The organism is Methylobacterium sp. SD274 (assembly GCF_017355285.1).
Lineage (GTDB): Bacteria > Pseudomonadota > Alphaproteobacteria > Rhizobiales > Beijerinckiaceae > Methylobacterium.
Map to the genome: position 1 here is coordinate 1 of NZ_JADIJP010000026.1, position 21933 is coordinate 21933.

At 66.5% G+C, this 21933-nt stretch carries 17 protein-coding genes; 5 read left to right on the top strand and 12 right to left on the bottom strand.

The window, feature by feature from the left end:
• Window positions 1-31 precede the first annotated feature (31 nt).
• From IPV08_RS19150 to IPV08_RS19160, 3 genes are all read left to right on the top strand, one after another.
• On the top strand, window positions 32-808 hold the full coding sequence (locus IPV08_RS19150) for a fumarylacetoacetate hydrolase family protein (protein WP_207413041.1): 777 nt from the start codon (window positions 32-34) through the stop codon (window positions 806-808).
• A 48-nt stretch (window positions 809-856) separates the two neighbouring features.
• Window positions 857-1867, top strand: a complete 1011-nt coding sequence (locus IPV08_RS19155; RefSeq protein WP_056430895.1) for a 2-dehydropantoate 2-reductase — start codon at window positions 857-859, stop codon at window positions 1865-1867.
• A 117-nt stretch (window positions 1868-1984) separates the two neighbouring features.
• Window positions 1985-3520 carry an acyl--CoA ligase gene (locus IPV08_RS19160; RefSeq protein ID WP_207413042.1) on the top strand — a complete coding sequence of 512 codons (1536 nt, stop codon included), beginning with the start codon at window positions 1985-1987 and terminating at the stop codon, window positions 3518-3520.
• Between the two features lie 143 nt (window positions 3521-3663).
• Here the strand turns inward: IPV08_RS19160 and IPV08_RS19165 are convergent, their stop codons facing one another.
• Window positions 3664-4812, bottom strand: a complete 1149-nt coding sequence (locus IPV08_RS19165) for a histidine kinase dimerization/phosphoacceptor domain -containing protein (protein ID WP_056430889.1) — start codon at window positions 4810-4812, stop codon at window positions 3664-3666.
• Between the two features lie 335 nt (window positions 4813-5147).
• On the opposite strand from IPV08_RS19165, the gene IPV08_RS19170 reads away from it, so the two are divergent.
• Window positions 5148-5456: a hypothetical protein gene (locus IPV08_RS19170; protein ID WP_246748051.1), complete on the top strand. Its 309-nt coding sequence runs from the start codon at window positions 5148-5150 to the stop codon at window positions 5454-5456.
• Here IPV08_RS19170 and IPV08_RS19175 read toward each other — a convergent pair whose 3' ends face one another.
• The 5 genes from IPV08_RS19175 to IPV08_RS19195 all read right to left on the bottom strand — a co-directional run bounded on the left by IPV08_RS19175 (window position 5457) and on the right by IPV08_RS19195 (window position 12724).
• A complete protein-coding gene (locus IPV08_RS19175) occupies window positions 5457-7316 on the bottom strand; it encodes a KUP/HAK/KT family potassium transporter (RefSeq protein WP_207413080.1) in 1860 nt (619 codons plus the stop codon).
• Between the two features lie 264 nt (window positions 7317-7580).
• Window positions 7581-8330, bottom strand: a complete 750-nt coding sequence (bioD, locus tag IPV08_RS19180) for a dethiobiotin synthase (RefSeq protein WP_207413043.1) — start codon at window positions 8328-8330, stop codon at window positions 7581-7583.
• Window positions 8281-9054, bottom strand: a complete 774-nt coding sequence (locus tag IPV08_RS19185) for a ferredoxin--NADP reductase (protein ID WP_056454539.1) — start codon at window positions 9052-9054, stop codon at window positions 8281-8283. Before IPV08_RS19185 ends, bioD begins: the two co-directional genes overlap by 50 nt.
• 360 nt (window positions 9055-9414) lie before the next feature.
• Entirely contained in the window at window positions 9415-11043 is a 1629-nt protein-coding gene (locus tag IPV08_RS19190; protein ID WP_246748053.1) for a HAMP domain-containing methyl-accepting chemotaxis protein, read from the bottom strand.
• A 745-nt stretch (window positions 11044-11788) separates the two neighbouring features.
• Entirely contained in the window at window positions 11789-12724 is a 936-nt protein-coding gene (locus IPV08_RS19195) for a ring-cleaving dioxygenase (protein WP_207413082.1), read from the bottom strand.
• A 153-nt stretch (window positions 12725-12877) separates the two neighbouring features.
• On the opposite strand from IPV08_RS19195, the gene IPV08_RS19200 reads away from it, so the two are divergent.
• The gene (locus IPV08_RS19200) at window positions 12878-13501 is read left to right on the top strand and encodes an NAD(P)H-dependent oxidoreductase (protein WP_207413044.1); all 624 of its coding nucleotides are present in this window, start codon (window positions 12878-12880) and stop codon (window positions 13499-13501) included.
• Between the two features lie 10 nt (window positions 13502-13511).
• On the opposite strand, the gene IPV08_RS19205 is transcribed toward IPV08_RS19200, so the two are convergent.
• From IPV08_RS19205 to ileS, 6 genes are all read right to left on the bottom strand, one after another.
• Window positions 13512-14108: a HupE/UreJ family protein gene (locus IPV08_RS19205; protein ID WP_207413045.1), complete on the bottom strand. Its 597-nt coding sequence runs from the start codon at window positions 14106-14108 to the stop codon at window positions 13512-13514.
• Window positions 14109-14303: 195 nt separating this feature from the next.
• Window positions 14304-15605 (bottom strand): pitrilysin family protein, encoded by a 1302-nt coding sequence (locus IPV08_RS19210; protein ID WP_207413046.1) that lies wholly within the window; start codon window positions 15603-15605, stop codon window positions 14304-14306.
• 63 nt (window positions 15606-15668) lie between these two features.
• Window positions 15669-17054, bottom strand: coding sequence for a pitrilysin family protein (locus tag IPV08_RS19215; RefSeq protein ID WP_056423183.1), 1386 nt, complete (start codon window positions 17052-17054; stop codon window positions 15669-15671).
• A gap of 184 nt (window positions 17055-17238) precedes the next feature.
• Window positions 17239-17868, bottom strand: coding sequence for a hypothetical protein (locus IPV08_RS19220; protein WP_207413047.1), 630 nt, complete (start codon window positions 17866-17868; stop codon window positions 17239-17241).
• A gap of 209 nt (window positions 17869-18077) precedes the next feature.
• The gene (lspA, locus tag IPV08_RS19225) at window positions 18078-18578 is read right to left on the bottom strand and encodes a signal peptidase II (RefSeq protein WP_207413048.1); all 501 of its coding nucleotides are present in this window, start codon (window positions 18576-18578) and stop codon (window positions 18078-18080) included.
• Between the two features lie 163 nt (window positions 18579-18741).
• Window positions 18742-21726, bottom strand: a complete 2985-nt coding sequence (ileS, locus tag IPV08_RS19230) for an isoleucine--tRNA ligase (protein WP_207413049.1) — start codon at window positions 21724-21726, stop codon at window positions 18742-18744.
• Window positions 21727-21933 lie beyond the last annotated feature (207 nt).

Consider the following 21933-nt stretch of genomic DNA (forward strand, 5'->3'; position numbering starts at 1 on the left):
TGCCCGTATCGTTGCCCGGAGCATCTGAACCATGGCCCGCTGGATCGGATATCGCCACGACGGACGCGCCGGCTTCGGCCGCCTCGACGGAGAGCAGGTCACTGTCCACGAGGGCGACCTGTTCGACGCGCCCCGGGCCACGGGAGAGATCCTGCCCCTCGCCGAGGTGGTCCTCGACCTGCCCTGCCGGCCGAGCAAGGTCATCGCCCTATGGAACAACTTCTCCGCCATGGCCGAGAAACAGGGGCTGACCCCTCCGGTCGCTCCGCTGTTCCTCTTGAAGCCGGCCAACACCTATCGCCCGAGCGGCGCCGAGATCGCGGTGCCGGATTGCGCCGGTCGTATCCTGTTCGAGGGCGAGCTCGGCATCGTCATCGGCAAGGTCGCGGGCCGGAGCGCGCGCGACCTCACACCGGACGAGGCGGCCGATCATATCTTCGGTTATACCTGCGTGAACGACGTGACCGCGCTGGAGATTCTGAAGGCCGATCCGAGCTTCGCCCAATGGACGCGCTCCAAGGGACTGGACGGGTTCGGTCCCTTCGGCCCGGCCATCGCCACCGATCTCGACCCCGAGGCGCTCTCGGTGAAGGTGCGGGTGAACGGGCGCGAGCGCCAGACCTATCCCCTCTCCGACATGATCTTCCGCCCACACGAGATCGTCGCCATGATCTCGCGGGGCATGACGCTGGAGCCCGGCGACGTCATCGCCTGCGGCACCTCCAACGGTTCCGGCCCAATCCCGAAAGGCGCCACGGTCGAGGTGGAGATCGAGGGGATCGGAATCCTGTCGAACCGCTTCTCCTGAGCCGCACAGACCAGACCGACACGACATCCGGACAATGAGGATACCAGCATGAGCATCGCGATCGTCGGCGCAGGCGCCATCGGCGGATTTCTGGGGGTTCGCCTCGCGAATATCGGCGAGGACGTCACCTTCATCGCACGCGGGGCCAATCTCGATGCCATCCGCTCCAACGGCATGCGCCTGATCGAGGAGAACGGCTCCGAGATCCACGTGAAGAACCTCAAGGCCACCAAGTCCATGGAGGAGGCCGGCGTCCACGACGTGGTACTCCTCACCGTGAAGGCGCATCAGGTCGGGCCGATCGCGGCCGATCTGCACCACCTCATCGGCCCCGATACCATCGTCGTGACCATGCAGAACGGCATCCCGTGGTGGTATTTTTCGGGTGGCCATGGCGGCGAACTCGCCGGGACGCATTTGGAAACCGCCGATCCGGGCCGGCTCATCGCCGAGTATCTCGACCCGAAACATGTGATCGGCTCGGTGGTCTATCCGGCGGCCGTCCTCACCGAGCCCGGCGTGGTCCAGGTCATCGAGGGCCACCGTTTCGGTCTCGGCGAACTCGACGGCTCCATGAGCCCGCGGGTCCAGGCCCTGGCTCAGCTCCTGATCAAGGCGGGCTTCCGCGCGCCCGTCACCAGCGACATCCGCGCGGAGATCTGGCTCAAGCTCTGGGGCAATCTCAGCTTCAACCCGATCTCGGCGCTCTCGCATGCGACCCTGGTGGATATCTGCCAGTTCCCGGAGACGCGGGCGCTCGCCGCCGACATGATGCGCGAGGCGGAGACCATCGCGAACAAGCTCGGCATCACCTTCAAGCTCGGGATCGAGCGGCGCATCGCCGGGGCCGAGAAGGTCGGCGCGCACAAGACCTCGATGCTGCAGGACGTGGAGGCCGGGCGGCCGATCGAACTCGAAGCCCTCGTCGGCTCGATCATCGAACTCGGCCGTCTCACCGACACCCCGACCCCGCATATCGGCACCGTCTATGCCCTGATGCGGCTGCTGTCCCAGAGCCTCGAACGGGCGCAGGGGCGCCTGTCCATCGCGACGGCCTGACCACCGTTTCCCCGGCGGTCGCCCGCGACCGCCGATCCGCGTGAACATGTGCCGCTCCCCATGCGGCGGACCGCCTTCTCCTCCCCGAAGGCAACTGACGATGAGGACACAGCTACCATGGCCGAGACCGCAACCACCCTGCACGCGCTGATCCAGGCGGGCGCCGACGAGGCCACTGCCCTGTCTAGCCCCGGCGGCGTTCCCCTGACCTTCGGGGCCCTGCGGGCGCTCACGGAGAGCACCGTCGCTTCTCTCAACGCGCAGGGAATCGGCCGTGGCGATCGGGTCGCCATCGTGCTCGACAACGGCCCGGAAATGGCCGCCGCCTTCATCGCCATCGCGGCGGGCACCACCTCGGCGCCGCTGAACCCTGCCTACAAGGCCGACGAGTTCGAGTTCTACCTGACCGATCTCAACGCCAAGCTGCTGGTGGCGGCGGAAGGCTCGCAGAGCCCGGCTGTCGCGGTGGCCGAGAAGCTCGGCGTGCCGGTGGTGCGTCTCACCCCGACGCCTGAACAGGGCGCGGGCAGCTTCACCCTTGCCTTCCCCGCCGGAACCGTGACGCCGGCCGCCAATGGCGGCCCGGCCCATCCCGACGATATCGGCCTCGTGCTCCACACGTCGGGCACCACGTCGCGCCCGAAGATCGTCCCGCTGAAACAGTCGAACGTCTGCGCCTCGGCCCGCAACATCCGCACCACCCTCGCCTTCACGGCCGAGGATCGCGGGCTCAACATCATGCCGCTGTTCCACATCCACGGCCTGATCGCCGGCATCCTGGCGCCACTCTCGGCCGGAGGTCAGGTGTGCTGCACCCCGGGCTTCAACGCCCTGAAGTTCTTCGGCTGGATGAGTGAGGTTCGCCCGACCTGGTACACGGCGGTGCCGACGATGCACCAGGCGATCCTCGGTCGCGCGGCTCGCAACAAGGAGATCATCGCGGCCAACCCGCTGCGCTTCATCCGCTCCTCCTCCTCCTCGATGCCGCCGCAGGTGATGAAGGAGATCGAGGACGTGTTCGGCGCGCCGCTGCTCGAAGCCTACGGCATGACCGAGGCCGCCCACCAGATGGCCTCGAACCCGCTGCCGCCCCGGCCGCATTATGCCGGCTCGGTGGGCATCGCCGCCGGCCCCGAGATCGCCATCGTCGACGAGGATGGCGAGCCGCTGCCCGCCGGCGAGACCGGCGAGATCGTGATCCGCGGCGACAACGTGATGGCAGGCTACGAGAACAACGAGAAGGCCAATGCCGACGCCTTCACCAAGCAGGGCTGGTTCCGCACCGGCGACCAGGGCACGCTTTCGCCGGAGGGATATCTCTCGATCACCGGACGCCTGAAGGAGATCATCAATCGCGGCGGCGAGAAGATCTCCCCGCGCGAGGTGGACGAGATCCTGATGGACCACCCGGCCGTGTCGCAATGCATCACCTTCGCGATGCCGCACGACAAGCTCGGCGAGGATGTGGTCGCCGCCATCGTCCTGCGCGAGGGCCATGACGTCCTGTCGGAGAAGGAGCTGCGCGGCTTCGCCTCGGAGCGCCTCGCCTCGTTCAAGGTGCCGGCCAAGATCATCTTCCTCGAGGAGATCCCCAAAGGCGCGACCGGTAAGCTCCAGCGCATCGGCCTCGCCCAGAAGCTCGGACTGGTGTGAAGACGGGGCCTTGCGGCCCGTACTCGGGAAAGACCTCCTCGGAAAACCGTCCGGGGACCACCTGCCTTCAGACGACTTGCCCCCGATGCCCCGTCACGATCGCTCGTGACGGGGCTATGGTGGGTAAGCGTCGTTCGCGTTCCCTATGATGGCAGGACCATCCTGAGGGAGAAATGCGCGCCCTTCACATCGGGCGCCACGGTGAGCGGACCGCCGAGTTGGCGGCCGAGATTGTTGATGATGCGCATGCCGAGGCTCGCGCTCCGGGCCTGGGTCGGGTCGAACCCATCCGGCAGACCGGCGCCATCGTCGGCGACGCCGATGACGAGGCCGCCCTCCTCATGCGGACGGGCGGTGACTCGGATTTCACCCTCGCCGTCGGGATAGGCGTATTTGATCGCGTTGGTGACGAGCTCGTTCACGAAGAGCCCGAGCGGAATCGCGAGATCGGCCGGAATGTCGAGACGGACCGCCTCGCAGCGAATGACGTTGCGCCGGGCGCTCTCCTGGAGCTTGCCGCAGAGCGCTTCCAGGAAGCCCGAGACGTCGATGGCGCCGAGGGTCGGCTGGCGCCAGAGCTGATCGTGAACCGCGGCCACGGCCTCGACGCGGGTGCGCGCATCGACCAGGGCTTCCTTCACCTTCTCGTCGTCCGAGCCGCGAGCCTGCAGGGCCAGGAACCCGGCGACCACCGCGAGGCTGTTCTTGACCCGGTGGCTCATCTCGCGGGACAGGAGGTCCTGCCGTTCCAGGGCCGCCTTCAGCCGCGCCTCGCCGCGCTGACGCTCGATGGCGCCGCCGAGAAGATTGGCGAAACCCTGCATGAAGGCGATGTCCGCCTCCTCGAACTTGCCCTCGCGGGTGTCGTCCACTTCGAGCACCCCATAATGCCCGTCGCGGTTGGCGATGAGCACGTTGATGGCCCGCTTGATGCCGTGATCGGCCATGATCTGCGGCGTGCGAAACCGGGTCTCCACCTGAAGGTGATTGGAGATGACCGGCTGGCCGGTCTTCAAGGCGTAACCCGCCGGGGATGCCAGATCGGCCCCTATGATGGCCTTGCCGACGACATCGTCCTTCCAGCCCACACCGGCGCAGATCAGCAGGCAATCCTGCTCTCTGGAATATTCCAGAGCCTTGCAGAACTCGGCCTTCATGCCTTCCGCGCAGAGCTCGACGGCGCGATGCAGCAAGGGCAACAGCTCGGTGGCACGCAGGGCCTCGACGCCGAAATCCGAGAGCAGGGCCTGCTGACGCAGACGCAAGGCCAGGGCGGGTGAGACATCGGTCATGGAAGATGGTCCTGCGACCGGCTGGATAGATGAGAAGAACGCCATCTGGTCTGTGCGGTGCCGTGAGGCAGGATGCAAGGGCGGCGGGGGTAACTCACGTGAGGGTGGCGTGGGGAGGACCGGATTGGCGGCAACGCTTCAGCAGCGGCCAGCGCAGGCGGAGGATATCGGAGGAGCAAAGCAGGTTATATAATAAGTACTTATAAACAAACCTGTTTGAGCTTGAGCGCATGACTTGAGATTATTGCCTGAACAAGAAAATTTCGCTAACTGCCCCGAAAAACCGGCGTCGAAAGCACGGTGTTCAGCCGGTACAACCGATGGGAGGATGCGAGATGTTCGACGAGACAGTTGCCCGTGCCGTCCTCGTGGCGATGGCACTCCTGGTTTCCGCCCCGGCGCAGGCTTTGTCGATGAACGACCCGCTGACGGAATGGACCAAGGGCACGGCCATGGACCGGATGCAGATCGCCTCACGTCTCGGCAAGTCGTTCAACAGCATCAGCGAAAGCTTCACCGCCGGGTACTTCCTGAAATGCATCGATGACGTCGCCGCCTACGGCAACGCCAAGGCGGCGAAGATCGAGGATGCCGTGCGCGAATGCGTGGCGGCGCGGATGCCGCGCAGCCCCGACGCCGAATAGTCAGATCTCGATTTCGGTGCCCACTTCCACGAGTTGGCGGGTGGGGATGCAGAACTGCGCGCCGGTGGCCTCGGCGTTGCGCAGGAGGAAGGCGAAGATGGTCTCACGCCATGTCGCCATGCCGCGCTGGTCGCTCTTCGGGATGATGGTCTCGTGGCCGATGAAGATCGTCAGGTCGTCGAGGAACTCCTTCGGCAGGGTCCCGCATTCGACGGCGCATCGCAGCCCGTCGGGAATCGAGGCGTCCTCCATGAAGCCGTAATGCAGGACGAGGCGGAAGATATCCGGGGTGATCTCGGTCACCTCGGCGCGCTCGGTCCGCGGCACGCTCGGCGCCTCCTCGTAGAGCGCAGTGACGAGCAGGATGCGCTTGTGCAGGGCATGGCTACGCTCGACGAAGCGCGACAGGTGGAGTGGAATCCCGCTCGTGGCCGAGGACAGGAAGGCCGCGTTGCCCGGCAGGGTGATCGGCGGCTTGCGGCGCAGCTGCTCGATGAACTCCGCCTCGGGCTGCCGCAACGTCGCGCGGGCCTCCTCCACCAGGATGTTTCCCTTGCGCCAGGTCAGCATCAGGAAGGCGACGAAGCCGGCCAGCACCAGGGGAAACCAGCCGCCCTCGAACAGCTTCACGCTATTGGCACCGAGGAAGACGACGTCGATGGCGAGGAAGAAGCCGTTGACGGCGAAGACCGCGACGGGGTTGTAGCCCCATTTCAACGCCACCAGAGCGGCGAGCAGGGTGGTGATCGCCATGAGCGACGACACGGCGATGCCGTAGGCGCCGGCCAGCTTGTCGGATGAGCCGAAGGTGAGGACGGCAGTCAGGGTCGCGGCCGCCATCAGCCAATTGATCACCGGCACGTAGATCTGCCCGCGCTCCTCGCGTGCCGTGTGGATCACCCGCATGGGCGGCAGGAATCCGAGCTGGATCGATTGCTGGGTGAGCGAGAACACGCCCGAGACGATGGCCTGCGAGGCGATGACGGTGGCCAGCGTCGCCAGCGCGATCAGCGGGTAATAGGCCCAGTCCGGGCTCAGGCGGTAGAACGGGTTCTCGATCGCGTCGGGCTCCACCAGCAGAAGCCCGCCCTGGCCGAAATAATGGATGACGAGGGCCGGCAGGACGAGACCGAACCAGGCGATGCGGATGGGTCTGGCGCCGAAATGGCCGAGATCGGCATACATCGCCTCGCCGCCGGTGACGGCGAGGAAGGCCGCGCCCAGCATGGCGAAGCTGACATGCCAGCCCGCATGGACGAGGAAATCCACCGCGCGCCAGGGGTTGAGAGCACCGAGGATCTGAGGCGCGTGCCAGATGCCGCCGAGGCCCAGCAACGCGAGGACGATGAACCACACCACCATCACCGGGCCGAAGATGCGGCCGATGAAGGCGACGCCCTTGCTCTGGACCAGGAACAGCCCGACCAGGATCGCGATCGTGATCGGCAGGACGAGGTGATCGAGCCCGGGGGCCGCCACCTTGAGGCCCTCCACCGCGCTCAGCACCGAGATTGCCGGTGTGATCGCGCCGTCACCGTAGAGCAGGGCCGCGCCGATGAGGCCGACGACGAGGAGCGCGGCCTGCCGCGTGCCCGGCTTTGCATGGCGGGCGCCGAGCAGCGCCAGCATGGCAACGATGCCGCCCTCCCCCCGGTTGTCGGCCCGCAGGATCAGCACCGCGTATTTCAGCGAGACGATGAGGATCAGCGCCCAGAAGATGAGCGATACCGCGCCGACGACCGCGATGGCGGCCGGTGGACCGCCTCCGCTCGCCGCCCGCACAGCCTCCTTGAACGCGTAGAGGGGGCTCGTTCCGATATCGCCATAGACGATGCCGAGCGCTCCGAGGAGGAGGGGCAGGCTGGCGCGGGGCGCGACGCGCGCGTCCGTCGGCGCTCCATGAGCCGTTTCCTGGTGGGCCAATGGAGTACTCCTTGCACGGACAAGCCGAAGACGCTGGCATCCGCCGGATCGAACCCGAGTGTATCGAACCTAAGGGTAACGGACGGGCCGTCCATGGTGTATGGCCCCGCATCGCACAAGTGACGACATCGTGCGCGGTCCCTGGGCGAATCCCCGGTGGGACGAGACAGACTCGCCATCTCCGGAACGCTGATACTGTCGTCAGGCGGTAAGGTTTAACGAGCCGGCCTGTACCAGCCGCGCCAGAGCCTCCGGGCACTCGCCGTCACGGGCGATGCAGACGACCGGAACTGGCACATGGCGGGCGATGGCGTCGGCGACCGTCTCCGGCGACGTAGGAGCGCCGAGGCTTTCGCAGACGACGACGGCGAGCAGCCGCTGGCCGTGACAGCGCAGGGTCTCCGCCGCCGTCAGCGCATGGCTGATCGCCCCGAGATAGCTGCCGGAGACGAGGATCGTCGGCAGGGCCAGGGCCTTGAGCCAGTCGAGGCCCGTCGCCTCCGACGTCACCGGGCTCATCAGGCCGCCGACGCCTTCGATGACGATGATCGCCTCCGGGGCGCCCCCCTGGAGCCGGGCCTCGCACCAGCTCACGAGCTCGAAAAGGCTCAGGCTCCTCCCTTCGCGGGCGGCGGCGAGATCGGGGCTGAGCGGCGCGGCAAAACGCCAGGGCGAGCAGGCCTCCACCGTCTCGGCCGTCAGCGGCATCCCCTGTGCGTCCAGCAGGATCGCCGTGTCGCTCTCACGAAATGCCGGATCGCCGAAGGGCGGGACACCGCTCGCCAGAGGCTTCAGGGTCGAAACGGCGCAGTCCTGCGCGCGCAGGGCACGCGTCAGGGACGCGGTGACGTAGGTCTTGCCGATCTCGGTGCCGGCGCCGGCGACGAAGACGGCGCGCACGTCACTTCTCGACGAAAGCCTTCTCGATGACGTAGTGGCCGGCCTCACCATGGTTGCCTTCCACGTAACCGCCGCTGGTCAGCATCTCGCGGGTGTCGCGGATCATGTCCGGCGAGCCGCACAGCATGAACCGGTCGTTCTCCACCGACATCGGCGGCAGGCCGATATCCTCGAACAGCTTGCCGGAGGTCATCAGGTCGGTGATCCGGCCGCGGTTGCGGAAGGGCTCGCGGGTGACCGTAGGGTAATAGATCAGGCCGGCGGAGATGACCTCGCCGAGGAACTCGTGGTTGGGCAGGTCCTGCGTGATCGTCTCGCCATAGGCGAGTTCCGAGACCTGTCGGCAACCATGGACGAGAACGACCTTCTCGAAGCGCTCGTAGGTCTCCGGGTCCTTGATGATCGACATGAACGGCGCGAGGCCGGTGCCGGTGCCGAGAAGATAGAGGTTCTTGCCCGGCATCAAATTATCGAGCACCAGCGTCCCGGTGGGCTTCTTGCCGACGATGATCGGGTCCCCGACCTTGAGGTGCTGCAGCCGGGAGGTGAGCGGGCCGTTCTCGACCTTGATCGAGAAGAACTCGAGCTCTTCCTCGTAATTGGCCGAGACCACGCTGTAGGCGCGCAACAGCGGACGGCCCTCGACTTCGATTCCCATCATCACGAACTCGCCGTTGCGGAAGCGGAACGCGGGGTCACGGGTGGTGCGGAAAGAGAACAGCGTGTCGGTCCAGTGATGGACACTCAGTACACGCTCCTCGTTGAACTTGCTCATCGACGGGTCCGTCTCAAACTTCGCTTGCGAATCTCGGCCTTCAGCCGGGTCTTCTCGCACCTGCGGCACGCCCGTCAAGGCATAGCAGGCGCGCAGGCAGCGAAACCGCCAACTGTCTGGAATTGCTCTTACTTGAGGGCGGCGATGCCTCGGGCGATGCGACCTCGTCCCGATTCCTTCTCAGGATCATGCGGGAACGCAGGTGGGAAGGGCGTTCGCGGGGCTCCCGTGCCCTCACCGGGAGGGAGGGAGAGTGTCCGCCCAAGGCGGTGGGCTGCATCACGACGCGTGCCGCCCGCCTCATCGAGAGGCGGGCGGCGCTGATAGTCCTCGACCGGAGAAGGGCGATCGGCCCTCGGTTCAGGCGGCGCGCACCGTATGCAGGAACTTCTGCACCTCCGCGCTCAGCCGCTCCGCCTGCCGTGCGAGTTCCGACGAGGCGGTGAACACTTGGCTGGCGCCGGCGCCGGTCTCCTGCGCCGCACGGGCAACGCCGGTGATGTTGGCGCTGACCTCGCCGGTGCCGATCGAGGCTTGTGCCACCGAGCCCGCAATCTCCCGAGTCGCGGAATCCTGCTGCGCGACCGATGCGGAGATGGCGGCGGCCGTCTCGTCGATCCCGTGGATGGTCGAGGAGATCCCGTCGATGGCGCTGGCTGCCTGCCGGGTGGAGGATTGGATCGCCCCGATCTTCGCGGAGATTTCCGTCGTGGCCTTGGCGGTCTGGTTCGCGAGCTCCTTCACCTCGGAGGCCACCACCGCGAAGCCCCGGCCCGCTTCTCCGGCCCGCGCAGCTTCGATCGTCGCGTTGAGAGCGAGGAGATTGGTCTGGCCGGCGAGGTTGGAGATGAGGTTCACGACATCGCCGATGCTGGCGGCGACTTCGCGAAGTTCCGACACCGCCAGTGCGGTCTGCTCCGCCTCACGGACGGCGGCGGCGGTCATGTCCGCCGAACGTGCGACCTGACGACCGATCTCCGCCACCGAGGCGCCCAGTTGTTCGGCCGAACCGGCCACGGCGGTGACGTTGGCCGAAGCTTCCTCGGCGGCCGACAGAACCGCGCCGGACTGCGCCGACGTCTCCTCGGCGGAGGCCGTCAACTGCGAGGCGGTAGCCTGCATTTCGGTGGCCGCGGCGGACACCATGCTCACGATCCCGCCGACCGCCGCCTCGAACTCGTCGGCGAGGCTATGCATTCCGGACTTGCGTTCCGTCTCCGCGACGAGGCGCAGGCGCTCGGTTTCCGTCTCGAGGGCGCGGTTGCGGATCATGCCGTCCTTGAACACCTGCACCGCCGACGCCATGGCGCCGAGTTCGTCCGTGCGCGTCCGATCCGGGATCGCGACCTCGACATCGCCTGCTGCCAGCCGGTTCATCGCGTCCGTCATTCCGCGTATCGGCCGGGCGACCGCGATCATCGAGAAGAGGGCCGAGCCGGCCTGAAGGAGGATCGCTACACCACCGATCACGAGGCCCAGAAGGGTGGCGGTTTCCACGGCACCGGCCGACGACAGCCGCGCCTCGTCCGTGAAGCGCTGCGCATTGGACAGCGATTGCTCGATGGCGACGAGGGCCTTCTTGCGAACACCGTTCCGCTGTTCCCCCGTCAACGCCAGGGCCGCCTCGTCGGTCCTCTTGCGACCCTGTTCGTACGTAATGGTGGCTGCCGACTTGAGGGCGAGTTCCGTGAACTGCGCCAGCCCAGCATCGATATCCTTGAGGACGTCGGGCTTCAGGGCGATACGGATCGGTGCCTTGAGGCCTTCATGGGCTGAATCGAAGCGCGTCCTGATACGGCCGACGGCCTCCTTGTAGGCCTCTTCCGTTTCGGACAGGCGCGCGTCACGGAAGGCGACCTGAATCTGGGACAGGCCGAGCTGCGCGTTCTTGATGCCGTCGAGGATCGTCTGCTCTCGGCCAACGGCTTCGATAGAGCTCGTGATCCGCTGGTTTCCCATCCACTGGTTGGCGACCAATCCGACCGCCATTAGAATGCCAAGGCCTGAGAAAAACCCCAATTTCTTCGCGATCGACAACTTGAACATCGTTCAGCCTGAGTTCCGATGGGATGGGAGAATGTCGGAGGCCTTTTCACTGCTCTTGCCGACGGGAGGTTTCGCCTCCGATGTGCGTTATCGCCAATACGGGCTAAATATTTCTTAATTCGATCGCCTTTTCAGGCGATTACTGTTTTCCAAAGAATTACTCAGATAAAGCAGACTGAAACGACAGGCCAATGCTCTTTCCGCCGGGATCCCGGCTCCCCCACTCCAGACTCAGCCGTTCTGGAAGAAGGGGGATCATGCTCACCGTCATGATGTATCTGTCAGCAAGCCGCCAGAATTGGTCCGATCACCCCAACAGGGTTGATCTAGACGAAGTGGGGATCATTGCTGAGTGTTGCGGATGCTTGTCGATCTAATGGAGCGGACGCGCAGAGGCATCCATTCGTTGCTTCCCTCGAACAGAATCACGCTGACAAAGTGAGTGCTGGTGACTTGGTTCGGGCGAAAAATGACGGCGGCGCGGGCAATCGACGCCCGTTCCCGGTTTCGTCGTCTGACGTAAGTAGTTCGCATTGGCCAGCCAAAGCTTCACCTCGCTCTGGCCTCTAAACGGTCACCGGTTCGAGGACGCAGAACCGGTGACCACTTTTGCTGAACCTGCTAGCCGAAACCGGTCCGCGCCGGGGCTCGTCTCATGCCGAACCTGCTCGGGGTAGTCGTCTTGCGGTCAGAGAGGCTTCAGCCCGGCTTCGATCTCAGCGCGGCGTCCTTCGAGGAAGGGCGGCAAGGACAGGCGCTCGCCCAGAGTCTCCAGTGGCTCGTCGGCGGTGAAGCCCGGACCGTCGGTGGCGATCTCGAACAGGATGCCGTTGGGCTCGCGGAAGTACAGGCTTTTGAAATAGTAGCGGTCCACCGGGCCGCTGGAAGGCATGCGGCGCTGTTTCAGCCTGTCGGCCCAACCTGCGTAGTCCGCATCGGGGACGCGGAAGGCGACGTGGTGAACCGCCCCCGCTCCCTGGCGCGCGGGCGGCAGGTCGGGTTGGGCGATGAGGTGAAGCTCGGCACCGGCGCCACCGTCCCCCATCTGCCAGACGCGGACTTCGCCTTCCGGCAATTCATAGGTGCGGGATTGGCTCATCCCCAGTACGTCGGCCAGAACCGCCTCGGTCGCCTCGATCCGCGCAAGGCTCAGACGGATCGGCCCCAGACCGCGGATCTGCCGCTCTACCGGCACCGGGCTGGCGGGCCAGGGATGGGCCTCTCCCGCGCCACCGTCATCCATCAGCATCAGGCGCTGGCCTTCCCGATCCTCGAAATCCAGGGTGAGGCGACCGTCGCGCAGGACGGGCTCCTCGTGGATCACGCCGTCTCGCGCGAGATGCTCGCGCCACCAGGCGATCGTGCCCTCCCCCGAGACGCGGAACGCCGTCCGGACGATGCTGTCGGTGCCCCGGCGCTCGGGTGGCGCCGGCCAGTCGAAGAAGGTCATGTCGGTGCCGGGCGAGGCGACGCCGTCGGCGTAGAACAGGTGGTAGGCCGAGACATCGTCCTGATTCACCGTCTTCTTCACGAGCCTCAGCCCGAGGCTCCGCGTGTAGAATGCCGCATTGTCGGCGGCCCGCGCGGTGATGGCCGTGAGGTGATGAAGTCCGGTGAGGTGCATCAGCCTGTCCTTCGAATGACGAGGGAACGCTGACATGGGTCATCCGACGCCGGAATGCGATGCCCCTGCGTACCATCCGCGAAGGGAGCGTGCCCCTAGGCCGGGGCGGAATGCGCGATAGATCCCTCGCTCACCGACCATCGGAGTTCCCGCATGCCCCACCTGCTCTACGTCGAAGCGTCACCGCGCAAGGAACGCTCGGCATCGATCGAGGTCGCTCGCGCCTTCCTCGATGCCTGGCGTGCGACGCATCCGGAGGGCAAAGTGGACATGCTCGATGCCTGGAACACGGCGCTTCCGGACTTCGACGGGGAAGCGCTGGCGGGCAAGTACGCGGCCCTGGCGGGCGAAACCTTGAGCCCCGCGCAGGAGGAGGCCTGGGTGGCGATCCGCGCCCTTGCGGACAGGTTTCGCGCGGCGGACCTGATCCTGTTCGCGGTGCCGATGTGGAACTACACCATCCCCTACAAGCTCAAGCACTTGTTCGATCTGGTCTCCCAGAAAGATCTTCTCTTCACCTTCGACGAGCGCGGCCAGAACGGCATGCTCGATGCCACGGCCGTCGTCATCAATGCGCGCGGCGTCGCTATCGGCGCGGATTTCCCGGCCGAGATCTACGACCATCAATCGACCTACATGGCCACCTGGCTGCGCATGGTCGGCATCACCGACGTCCACCAGATCGCGGTCGAGAAGGGATTGATGGGAGCCGATCTCGACCGGCAATCCCGTGACGAGGCCCGCGCCAAAGCCGAAGCCCTGGCGCGAAGGCTGTAGGGCTACGCTTTCAGAAAGCGCCGGCCAGGAGGCCGAGACCGGCGGCCGCGAAGGCTGCGCCGGCGACACGTAGCGCCGGACGGCCACTCTGCTCACCGAGGCGGCCCATGCCGAGGCCGAGACCGAGACCCACGGCGTGGAGCAGGGCGGTGGCAGCGACGAAGCCGGCGCCGTAGGCAAGGCCCGAGGCCGCCTCCGGCATCTCGGCACCGTGGGCATGGCCGTGGAACACTGCGAAGACGCCCACGAGCGCCATGGCGGCCGCGACCGGCATCGTCAGGCGCAGGGCGACGGCGGCACCGAACACGGCGACGGACAAGGCGATGGCGGTCTCCACATGCGGAAGCGCCACACCGGACGCACCGAGCGCGCCGCCCACCACCATCATGCCGATGAACGACAGCGGGACGAGAAGGATCGCGCGGCCGCCGACCTGCGCGGCGACGAGGCCCACCGCCACCATGGCGAGCATATGGTCGAGGCCGGTGAGCGGATGGAGGAAGCCATGGGCGAGCCCCGACGCATCGCCCTGCCCGGTATGCGCCAGGGCGGGACCAGCCATGAGGCCGAATGCCAGACCCGGCAGAATTCGAACGAAACGCGTCATCCCTACTCTCCCCGAAGCCCCGAAGGCCATCACCCGTCCTGAATGCAGGACGTGATCGGTCCTGGCAACGGTCGTGCCGACGCGACGGCGGGCAGAATCAGGTAGACTTGGCAGGACGGTGACGTCCCCCGATGCGTGGGGCGCGAAAGGCACCCGATCCGGGGCCCGGCCGACACGCCGCGAGGCATGCGAATCCTACAGGAAATCGGTGGGCCGCCCCGCCGCTACAACGAGCATCCTGCCGTCGGCGAAGGTGCGGGCGCCGGCGCGGCGGATATCCGCCTGGGTTACGTTCGTCACCATTTCGTTGCGGCGGGCGAAGTAATCCATCCCCAGCCCTTCGAAGGAGATCTGCACGAGCTGATGCGCGATCTTGGTCGAGGTGTCGAAGCCGAGCGCATAGGAGCCGGTGAGATAATCCTTGGCCTTCTGCAACTCCTCGTCGGACGGACCGTCGCTGATGAGCCGGCCGATCTCGTCGCCGATCACCGACAGGGCTTCACCGACGCGCTCGTTCTTGGTGGCCGTGTAGCCCCAGGTCATGGCGCTGGCGCGGTGGCTGACGAGGGAGGTGCCCACGGAATAGGCCAGTCCCCGCTTCTCGCGCACTTCCTGGAACAGGCGTGAAGTGAAAGAGCCGCCGCCCAGAATATGGTTGAGCACATAGGCGGGGATGAAATCCGGGTCCTTCCACGGCACGCCGCCCATGCCGAAGCGCAGGACCGATTGCGGCACGTCGATATCGACGACGACGCGGCGACCGAGCTGGCCGACCTGCGTCTGCGGCACGGTATTCAACGGTCCGGCCTCGTCGAGCACGCCGAAAGCGCGGTTGAGGGCATCGGCCAGACGGTCGGAATCGATGGCGCCGACGGCGGCCACCTTGAGTCCACCGCGGCCGATGAGTTGCCGATGCATCGCCACGAGGTCGTCACGGGTGATGGCTGCGATGCTCTCCGGGGTGCCGGAGGACGGCCGGGCATAAGGATGGCCCGCATAGGCCTCGGCGAAGAAACGGCGTGAGGCCATCACGCCCGGATCGTTCTGCTGGTAGCGCAGGCCGGCGAGGGTCTGGGCACGGACCCGCTCGATGGCGTCGGCGTCGAAGCGCGGCTTGGCCAGCGCGAGGGCCAGGAGATCGATGGCCTCGTCGGCGTGCTTGACCAGCATCTTCAGGGAGCCGCCGACCGCATCGGCGCCGGCATGGAACGACAATTCGATGGCCCGCGCGGCCAGCCGCTCCTGGAAGGCGTCGGAGGACAGATCGCCTGCGCCCTCGTCGAGGAGGCGGGCCAGCATCTGGGCGACGCCGCCCTTGCCCTCGGGATCCTGCGCGGCACCGCCCTCAAAGGTGAATGCCAGGGCAATCATCGGCACCACGGGCGATTCCACGTGCCAGGCTTCGATCCCGGCAGCGGCGGCCACCGGAAGCGCCACCGTGGGAGCGTCAGTGCCGCGGGCGGTGGTATCGACCAGATTGGCTTCGACCGAGTTCATGAGAACCTCATTCTTTTTCTGGGCGCCCGGGCCGGCATCAGCGGGATCGCGCAAGGGCTCGCCTCACGCAGCGGCGGCGTCGGGATCGCGCGTCTTCGTCAGGTATCCGGTCACGGAGCGGGCGGGGATCAGGTAGCGCTCGGCGACGGCGGCGAGCCGGGCCTGCGTGACCCCCTCGATATCCGAGGGCCAGCGACGGACCTCCTCGATGCTCTCGCCAATCGCGAGGGCCGAGCCGTAGATTCGGGCCAGCGAGGATTGGCTGTCGGAAGAATAGACTGTTTCGGCCACGAGCCGGGTCTTGGCCCGCTCGATCGCCTCCGGGCCCAGCGCTTCGGAGGGAACGCGGCGCAGGACGCGGTCGACCTCCTCCTCCAGCCGCTCCAGGCTGACGCCCTCGGCCGGGATGGCGTAGACCGAGAAGCGGGTGTCATCGATGGCCGAGCCCATGTACCAGGCACCGGCATTCACGGCGACGCCGAGTTCCATCACCAGCTTGCGGTAGAGGAACGAGGTCGAGCCGCCGCCCATCACCTCGGCCAGGAGTTCCAGGGCATGGCACTCGCCGTCGCGGGCGGTCATGCAGGACGGGGTGAGGTAGAGGCGCTGCAGGGTCGGCTGCTCCACCTTCGGATCGGCGACGCTGAGGCGGCGCAGGGCGCGGGGCTCCGGCTCCTTGGCGCGGACCCGCACCGGCCGCGATCCGCGCGGCGTCACGAGGCCGTAGGTATCGTCGGCAAGGCGGCGAACCTCATCGGGCGTCACGTCGCCGGCGACGACGAGGATCGCGTTCTCGGGGGTGTAGAAGCGGTTGTAGTAATCCAGGGCGTGGGTGCGGTTGAGATCCTCGATCTCGTGCATCCAGCCGATGATCGGCGTGCCGTAGGGGTGATGCACGAACAGCGAGGCAGCCATGGCCTCCGAGAGCTGCGCCGACGGATCGGTCTCGACCCGCATGCGGCGCTCTTCCAGCACCACGTCGCGCTCGGGCGCCACGACGGAATCTTCGAGGACGAGACCGGTCATGCGGTCGGCCTCGAACTCCATCATGGTCTTGAGATGGTCGCGGGCGACGCGCTGGAAATAGGCGGTGTAATCGTAGGAGGTGAAGGCGTTCTCCTGCCCGCCGAGGCCGGAGACGGCCTGCGAGAACGCGCCGACCGGGTGCTTCTCGGTGCCCTTGAACATGAGGTGTTCGAGGAAATGCGCGATGCCGGACTGTCCGATCGGATCATCGGCAGAACCGTTGCGGTACCACACCATGTGAGTCACCACCGGGGCGCGGTGATCGGGCACCACCACGACGTCGAGGCCGTTATCGAGGGCGAAGGCGGAGACTTCGGGACCACCTGCCTCGGACCGGCCGAAGGGCGCAGCCTCGGCCCGGCCCGCATGGCCGTAGCGGCGGTTGAGCGAGAACCCGGGCGTATCCTTACGCAGCAGATGCATCGTCTTTTCCTTGATACGTCGGCCACACGTGACCGCCCGTCATGAGCGCAATGCCTCTTGCGCACTCCTCGGATGCCGTGAGCCCGAGGAACGAAGTCAGGGCAAATCCCGTACCGACACCGGCCGGGCGTTACCCTCGCCCTCTCGAAGAGCCGGACCAGGCAGGTCCGAGATTCGAACGCGCCTAACGTCCCCGGATGTAGGCACCCGGATCGGCTTCTTCACGCTCGCGCGAGGGATTGTTGATCGGGTCGCTGTTGTTCCGGGCGACCGCCTTCGGAGCCTTGCGGTATCCGTTCGGCGGATCGGTCAGCGTATCGCGATCGGGCTCGACGAGAATCGGCTCGGCCTTCTCCTCGCGCTTGCCGAAAATGTCGAAGGGACTCCAGATCGAAGACGAAGCACCGTCGCTTTCGGGACGACCCGGCTCGGTACGCACGCTCGCGTCGGCACGGCGACCACCCCGCATCTCGTCGAGCGAGAGCGTCATGTTGTTGTCGTCCATCCGCCCCTGTGCCCCGCGGGAGATCGGCTTCCTCGCGTCGGCGAGTTCGCGCTCGCGTTGGACGATCTCGGGATCCTTGGGCCATTGCGGCGTGGCGGTGGCGGCGCGCGGCGGCGGCAGCGCCTTGCCGTCGAGCTTGGGCGGCATCACCAGGGGCGCCCGCTCACGGTAAGTGATGGCCGGCTTATCGGCCTCGATCAGGCCCATGCTGCTCAGGGTGTCGCGCATGAACACGCCCTGCTGCGCCTGCGCGCCACTCGCGGCGAGGAGTCCGGTAAGGCCCAGGATGAACCCACGATGCCCGATCATGCTGCCCCCAAATTACGCCGGCTCGCAGATTGCGCCGGCTCGAATGCGTGCCTGCCCGGAAGGCACCGGCGTTCGTTGGTCGATGCCGATCCTGCCCTCGTGGCCTGACGGCGGTTTCAGGCGATCGTATGGCGCCTTGACCGCAGCGCACCAGCCTCACGGAGATAAGGATCCGTATTGTGGTTTACGGAACACAGCCACGCGAATCTTCAGGCCTCGCCGGGCGAGGCCCCGTCGCGAGGGCGCCGGACCGGGATCAGGCTGTCGATGAGGAGGCCGACCACACCGGCGACGATGGCCGCATCGGCGATGTTGAAGACGTACCAGGACCATGCTCCTGCATGGAGGTGGACGAAGTCGAACACCGCGCCGTAGGCCGCACGGTCGATGGCGTTGCCGATCGCCCCGCCCGCGATGAGGCCGAGGGCGGCGGCCAGGAGTGCCGACGAGGCACGGCGCATCCAGGCGATCATCCCGATCGAGGCCGCCACGGAGACTGCCACCAGGATCCAGCGACCCAGGCCGCCATCCTGCTGAAACAGACCGTAGGAAATCCCGCGATTCCACACGACGACGAAATCCACGAAGGCGGTCAGGTGCCAGGGCTGCGTCAGCACCAGGTCGGTGCCGAAATAGAGCCAGAGCTTGGAAGCCTGATCGAGGACGAGGGTGGTCAGGAGGACGACGGTACCAAGGCGGAAGGAGGTCATGGCCACACTCGTCCCTTTCCCGGTCGCGAACGAGGTCGGCCCTCGCCTGAGCTTAGGTCAGGTGAGGGACGCGCCGCGTCGCTCGGAGACGGCGCCCGCTCCTCCGGTCGCTTCATGACCGGCCTCCCACGGAAAAGAGGGATGGCCGCCCGGCGCATTCGGATCACGCCGCCCCCGCCCCGCCATGGACGGCGTCCCACTCGCGCAACGCCTGGGCATCGCGCGGCGTCACGTCCGGATAGGCGGGATCGGACCCGACAGTCTCCGAGACCCGCCACGACCGGGCGCATTTCCGTCCCTGGGCAAGTCCTGGGACCAACGCCACGCCCCGCACGTCATCGAGCCGGAAAGCGTCGGCCGGCCCCTCCCCCGTCTCGATGGTGATGCCGGAGGTGATGCAGACTTCCGAGAAGTCGATTCCGTCGAGGGCCGTGAGCAGGTCGGGATCGGCGATGAACACGGTCGGCGCCGCCTCGAGACTCGCTCCGATGCGCTTGGCTGCGCGCTCGATTTCCAGGGCGCCGGTGACGACCCGGCGGACGCGGCGGATCTTCTGCCAGCGCTGAGCCAATGCGTCGTCGCGCCAGGACGTCGGCGTTTCGGGCAGGGTCTCGAGATGGACCGAACCGACGGCTGACGGATAGCGATCGAGCCAGGCCTCTTCCGCCGTGAAGGCGAGCACGGGCGCGAGCCAGATCGTCACCCGGCGGAAGGTTTCGTCGATCACCTGCAGGGAGGCACGGCGGACCTGCGACGAGATCGGGTCGCAATAGAGCGCGTCCTTTCTCACGTCGAAATAGAAGGCCGAGAGATCGCCGGTCATGAATCCGTTGAGCAGGGCCACCACGCGCTTGGTGTCGAAGCTGGCGTAGGCCTCGCGGATCTCACCGTCGAGCTCGCAGAGGCGATGCAGGATGAGCCGCTCGAGTTCGGGCAGCTTGGCATGGGGCACGGCCGGCCCGGCCTCGAAATGCGCCAGCGAGCCGAGCATCCAGCGAAGCGAGTTGCGCAGCTTGCGGTAGGTCTCGGCGAAAGTCTTGATGATCTCGGGGCCGATGCGCAGGTCGTCGGCATAGTCCGAGGCCGCGACCCACAGGCGGAGGATATCGGCACCGGAATCCTTGATGACGCTTTGCGGCGCCACGACGTTGCCCTTGGATTTCGACATCTTCAGCCCCTTGGGGTCGAGGACGAACCCGTGAGTGAGGACGATGTCGTAGGGCGCACGTCCCCTGGTCCCGCTCGATTCGAGCAGCGAGGACTGGAACCAGCCGCGATGCTGATCGGAGCCTTCGAGATACATCACCGTGTCGAGGCCGCCGTCTCGCTTACGCACGACACCCGACAGGCCGGGAAACATCTCAGGGTCGTCGAGCACGAAAGCATGCGTCGAGCCGGAATCGAACCACACGTCGAGGACGTCGGTCACCTTCTCGTACTCGGCCGGATCGTAATCCGGGGCTAGGAAGCGAGCGCCGTCGACATCGGTGAACCAGGCATCCGCCCCTTCCGCCTTGAAGGCTGCCGCGATGCGGGCATTCACGGCCTCGTCGCGCAGGACCTCGCTGGTGCCGCGCTTGACGAAGACGGTGATCGGCACGCCCCAGGCGCGCTGGCGCGACACCACCCAGTCCGGGCGGTTGGCGACCATGCCGTTGATGCGGTTCTTGCCCTGGGTGGGCACCCATTGCGTCTCGTCGATGGCCTTCAGCGCCACGTCGCGCAGCGTCTTCTCGCCGAGCGCCTCCACCGGCCTATCGAGGGCGATGAACCATTGCGGCGTGTTGCGGAAGATCACCGGCTTCTTCGAGCGCCAGGAATGCGGATAGCTGTGCTTGAGCGTGCCACGCGCGACCAGGGAGCCGGCCTCCGTCAATGCGGCGATGACCGCCTTGTTGGCGTCTCCCTTGTCGCCCTTCGGAGTCAGAACGAGTTTTCCCGTGAAACCGGGCGCCTCTTCGGTGAGCGCCCCGTCGGCATCGACGGTGTAGGGGATACGGGTCTCGATGCCGCGCTGGGCAAGGGCCCGGCCATTGGCCGTCCAGACCTCGAAATCCTCGCGGCCATGGCCCGGCGCCGTATGGACGAAGCCTGTACCGGCCTCGTCGGTGACGTGGTCGCCGTCGAGGAGGGGTACCGCGAAATCGTAGCCGGGGACGTGCCCGGCAAGCGGATGCGAGAGGGTGAGGCCGCCAAGCTCAGCGGCCGTGACGTCCCGGACACGCTCGAACTTCTCCACGCGGGCCGAGGTAAAGACCCCGGCGGCCAGGCTATCGGCCAGGATATAGCTGTCGCCGGTCTTGGCCCAATTCTCTTCGGCGGCCTGAGTCACCCGGTAGAGCCCGTAGGCGACGCGCTTCGAATAAGCGACGGCGCGGTTGCCCGGCATCGTCCAGGGGGTCGTGGTCCAGATCACGATCCGCGAAGCGGCCAAGTCATCGGGCGCGCCTGCGGTGAGCCGGAACGCCGCGAAGATCGTGTCGCTGACATGGTCCTCGTATTCGACCTCGGCCTCGGCCAGGGCGGTCTTTTCCACCACCGACCACATCACCGGTTTCGAGCCGCGATAGAGCTGCCCTGTCATGGCGAAGGTCATGAGTTCACGGGCGATGGCGGCTTCCGCCGGAAACGCCATGGTGGCGTAGGGGTGCTCCCAATCGCCGGTGACGCCCAGGCGCTTGAACTCGGCGCGCTGCACGTCGAGCCAATGCGCGGCGAATGTCCGGCACTCCTGGCGGAACTCGATGACCGGAACGTCGTCTTTGTTACGGCCCTTGGCACGGTACTGTTCTTCGATCTTCCACTCGATCGGCAGGCCGTGGCAGTCCCATCCCGGAACGTAATTGGCGTCGTAGCCGAGGGCGCCTTGGCTGCGGACGATGACGTCCTTCAGGATCTTGTTGAGCGCCGTGCCGATATGGATGTTGCCGTTGGCATAGGGCGGCCCATCATGGAGCACGAATTTCGGCCGGCCGGCCGCCTTCACGCGGATCTGGCCATACAGGTCGATGGCGGCCCAACGCTCCAGCAGGTGAGGCTCGCGCACCGGCAATCCGGCCCGCATGGGGAACTCGGTCTTGGGCAGGAACAGGGTCTGCGAATAGTCGCGGGCGGGCAGGCCGGCGTCGGTGGCTGTCGAATCGGTCATGGAATCTTCTGCGAAACGGTGCGCTGATCTTCAAGACGGTCGGCATTGGGCCGATGTCGGCGAACGGAGGCGGTGCGACCGCCCTCCCGGCTCCCGCTCGGGCCGCCGCAGCGGCCTTCAGGCGGAGGCCGGGCTCGTAATTCGAAGGCGGCTCGCGCCGCGCGGGACGTCAAGAACGCGCATTCCCGGCTTCTAGCAGCGCCGGAC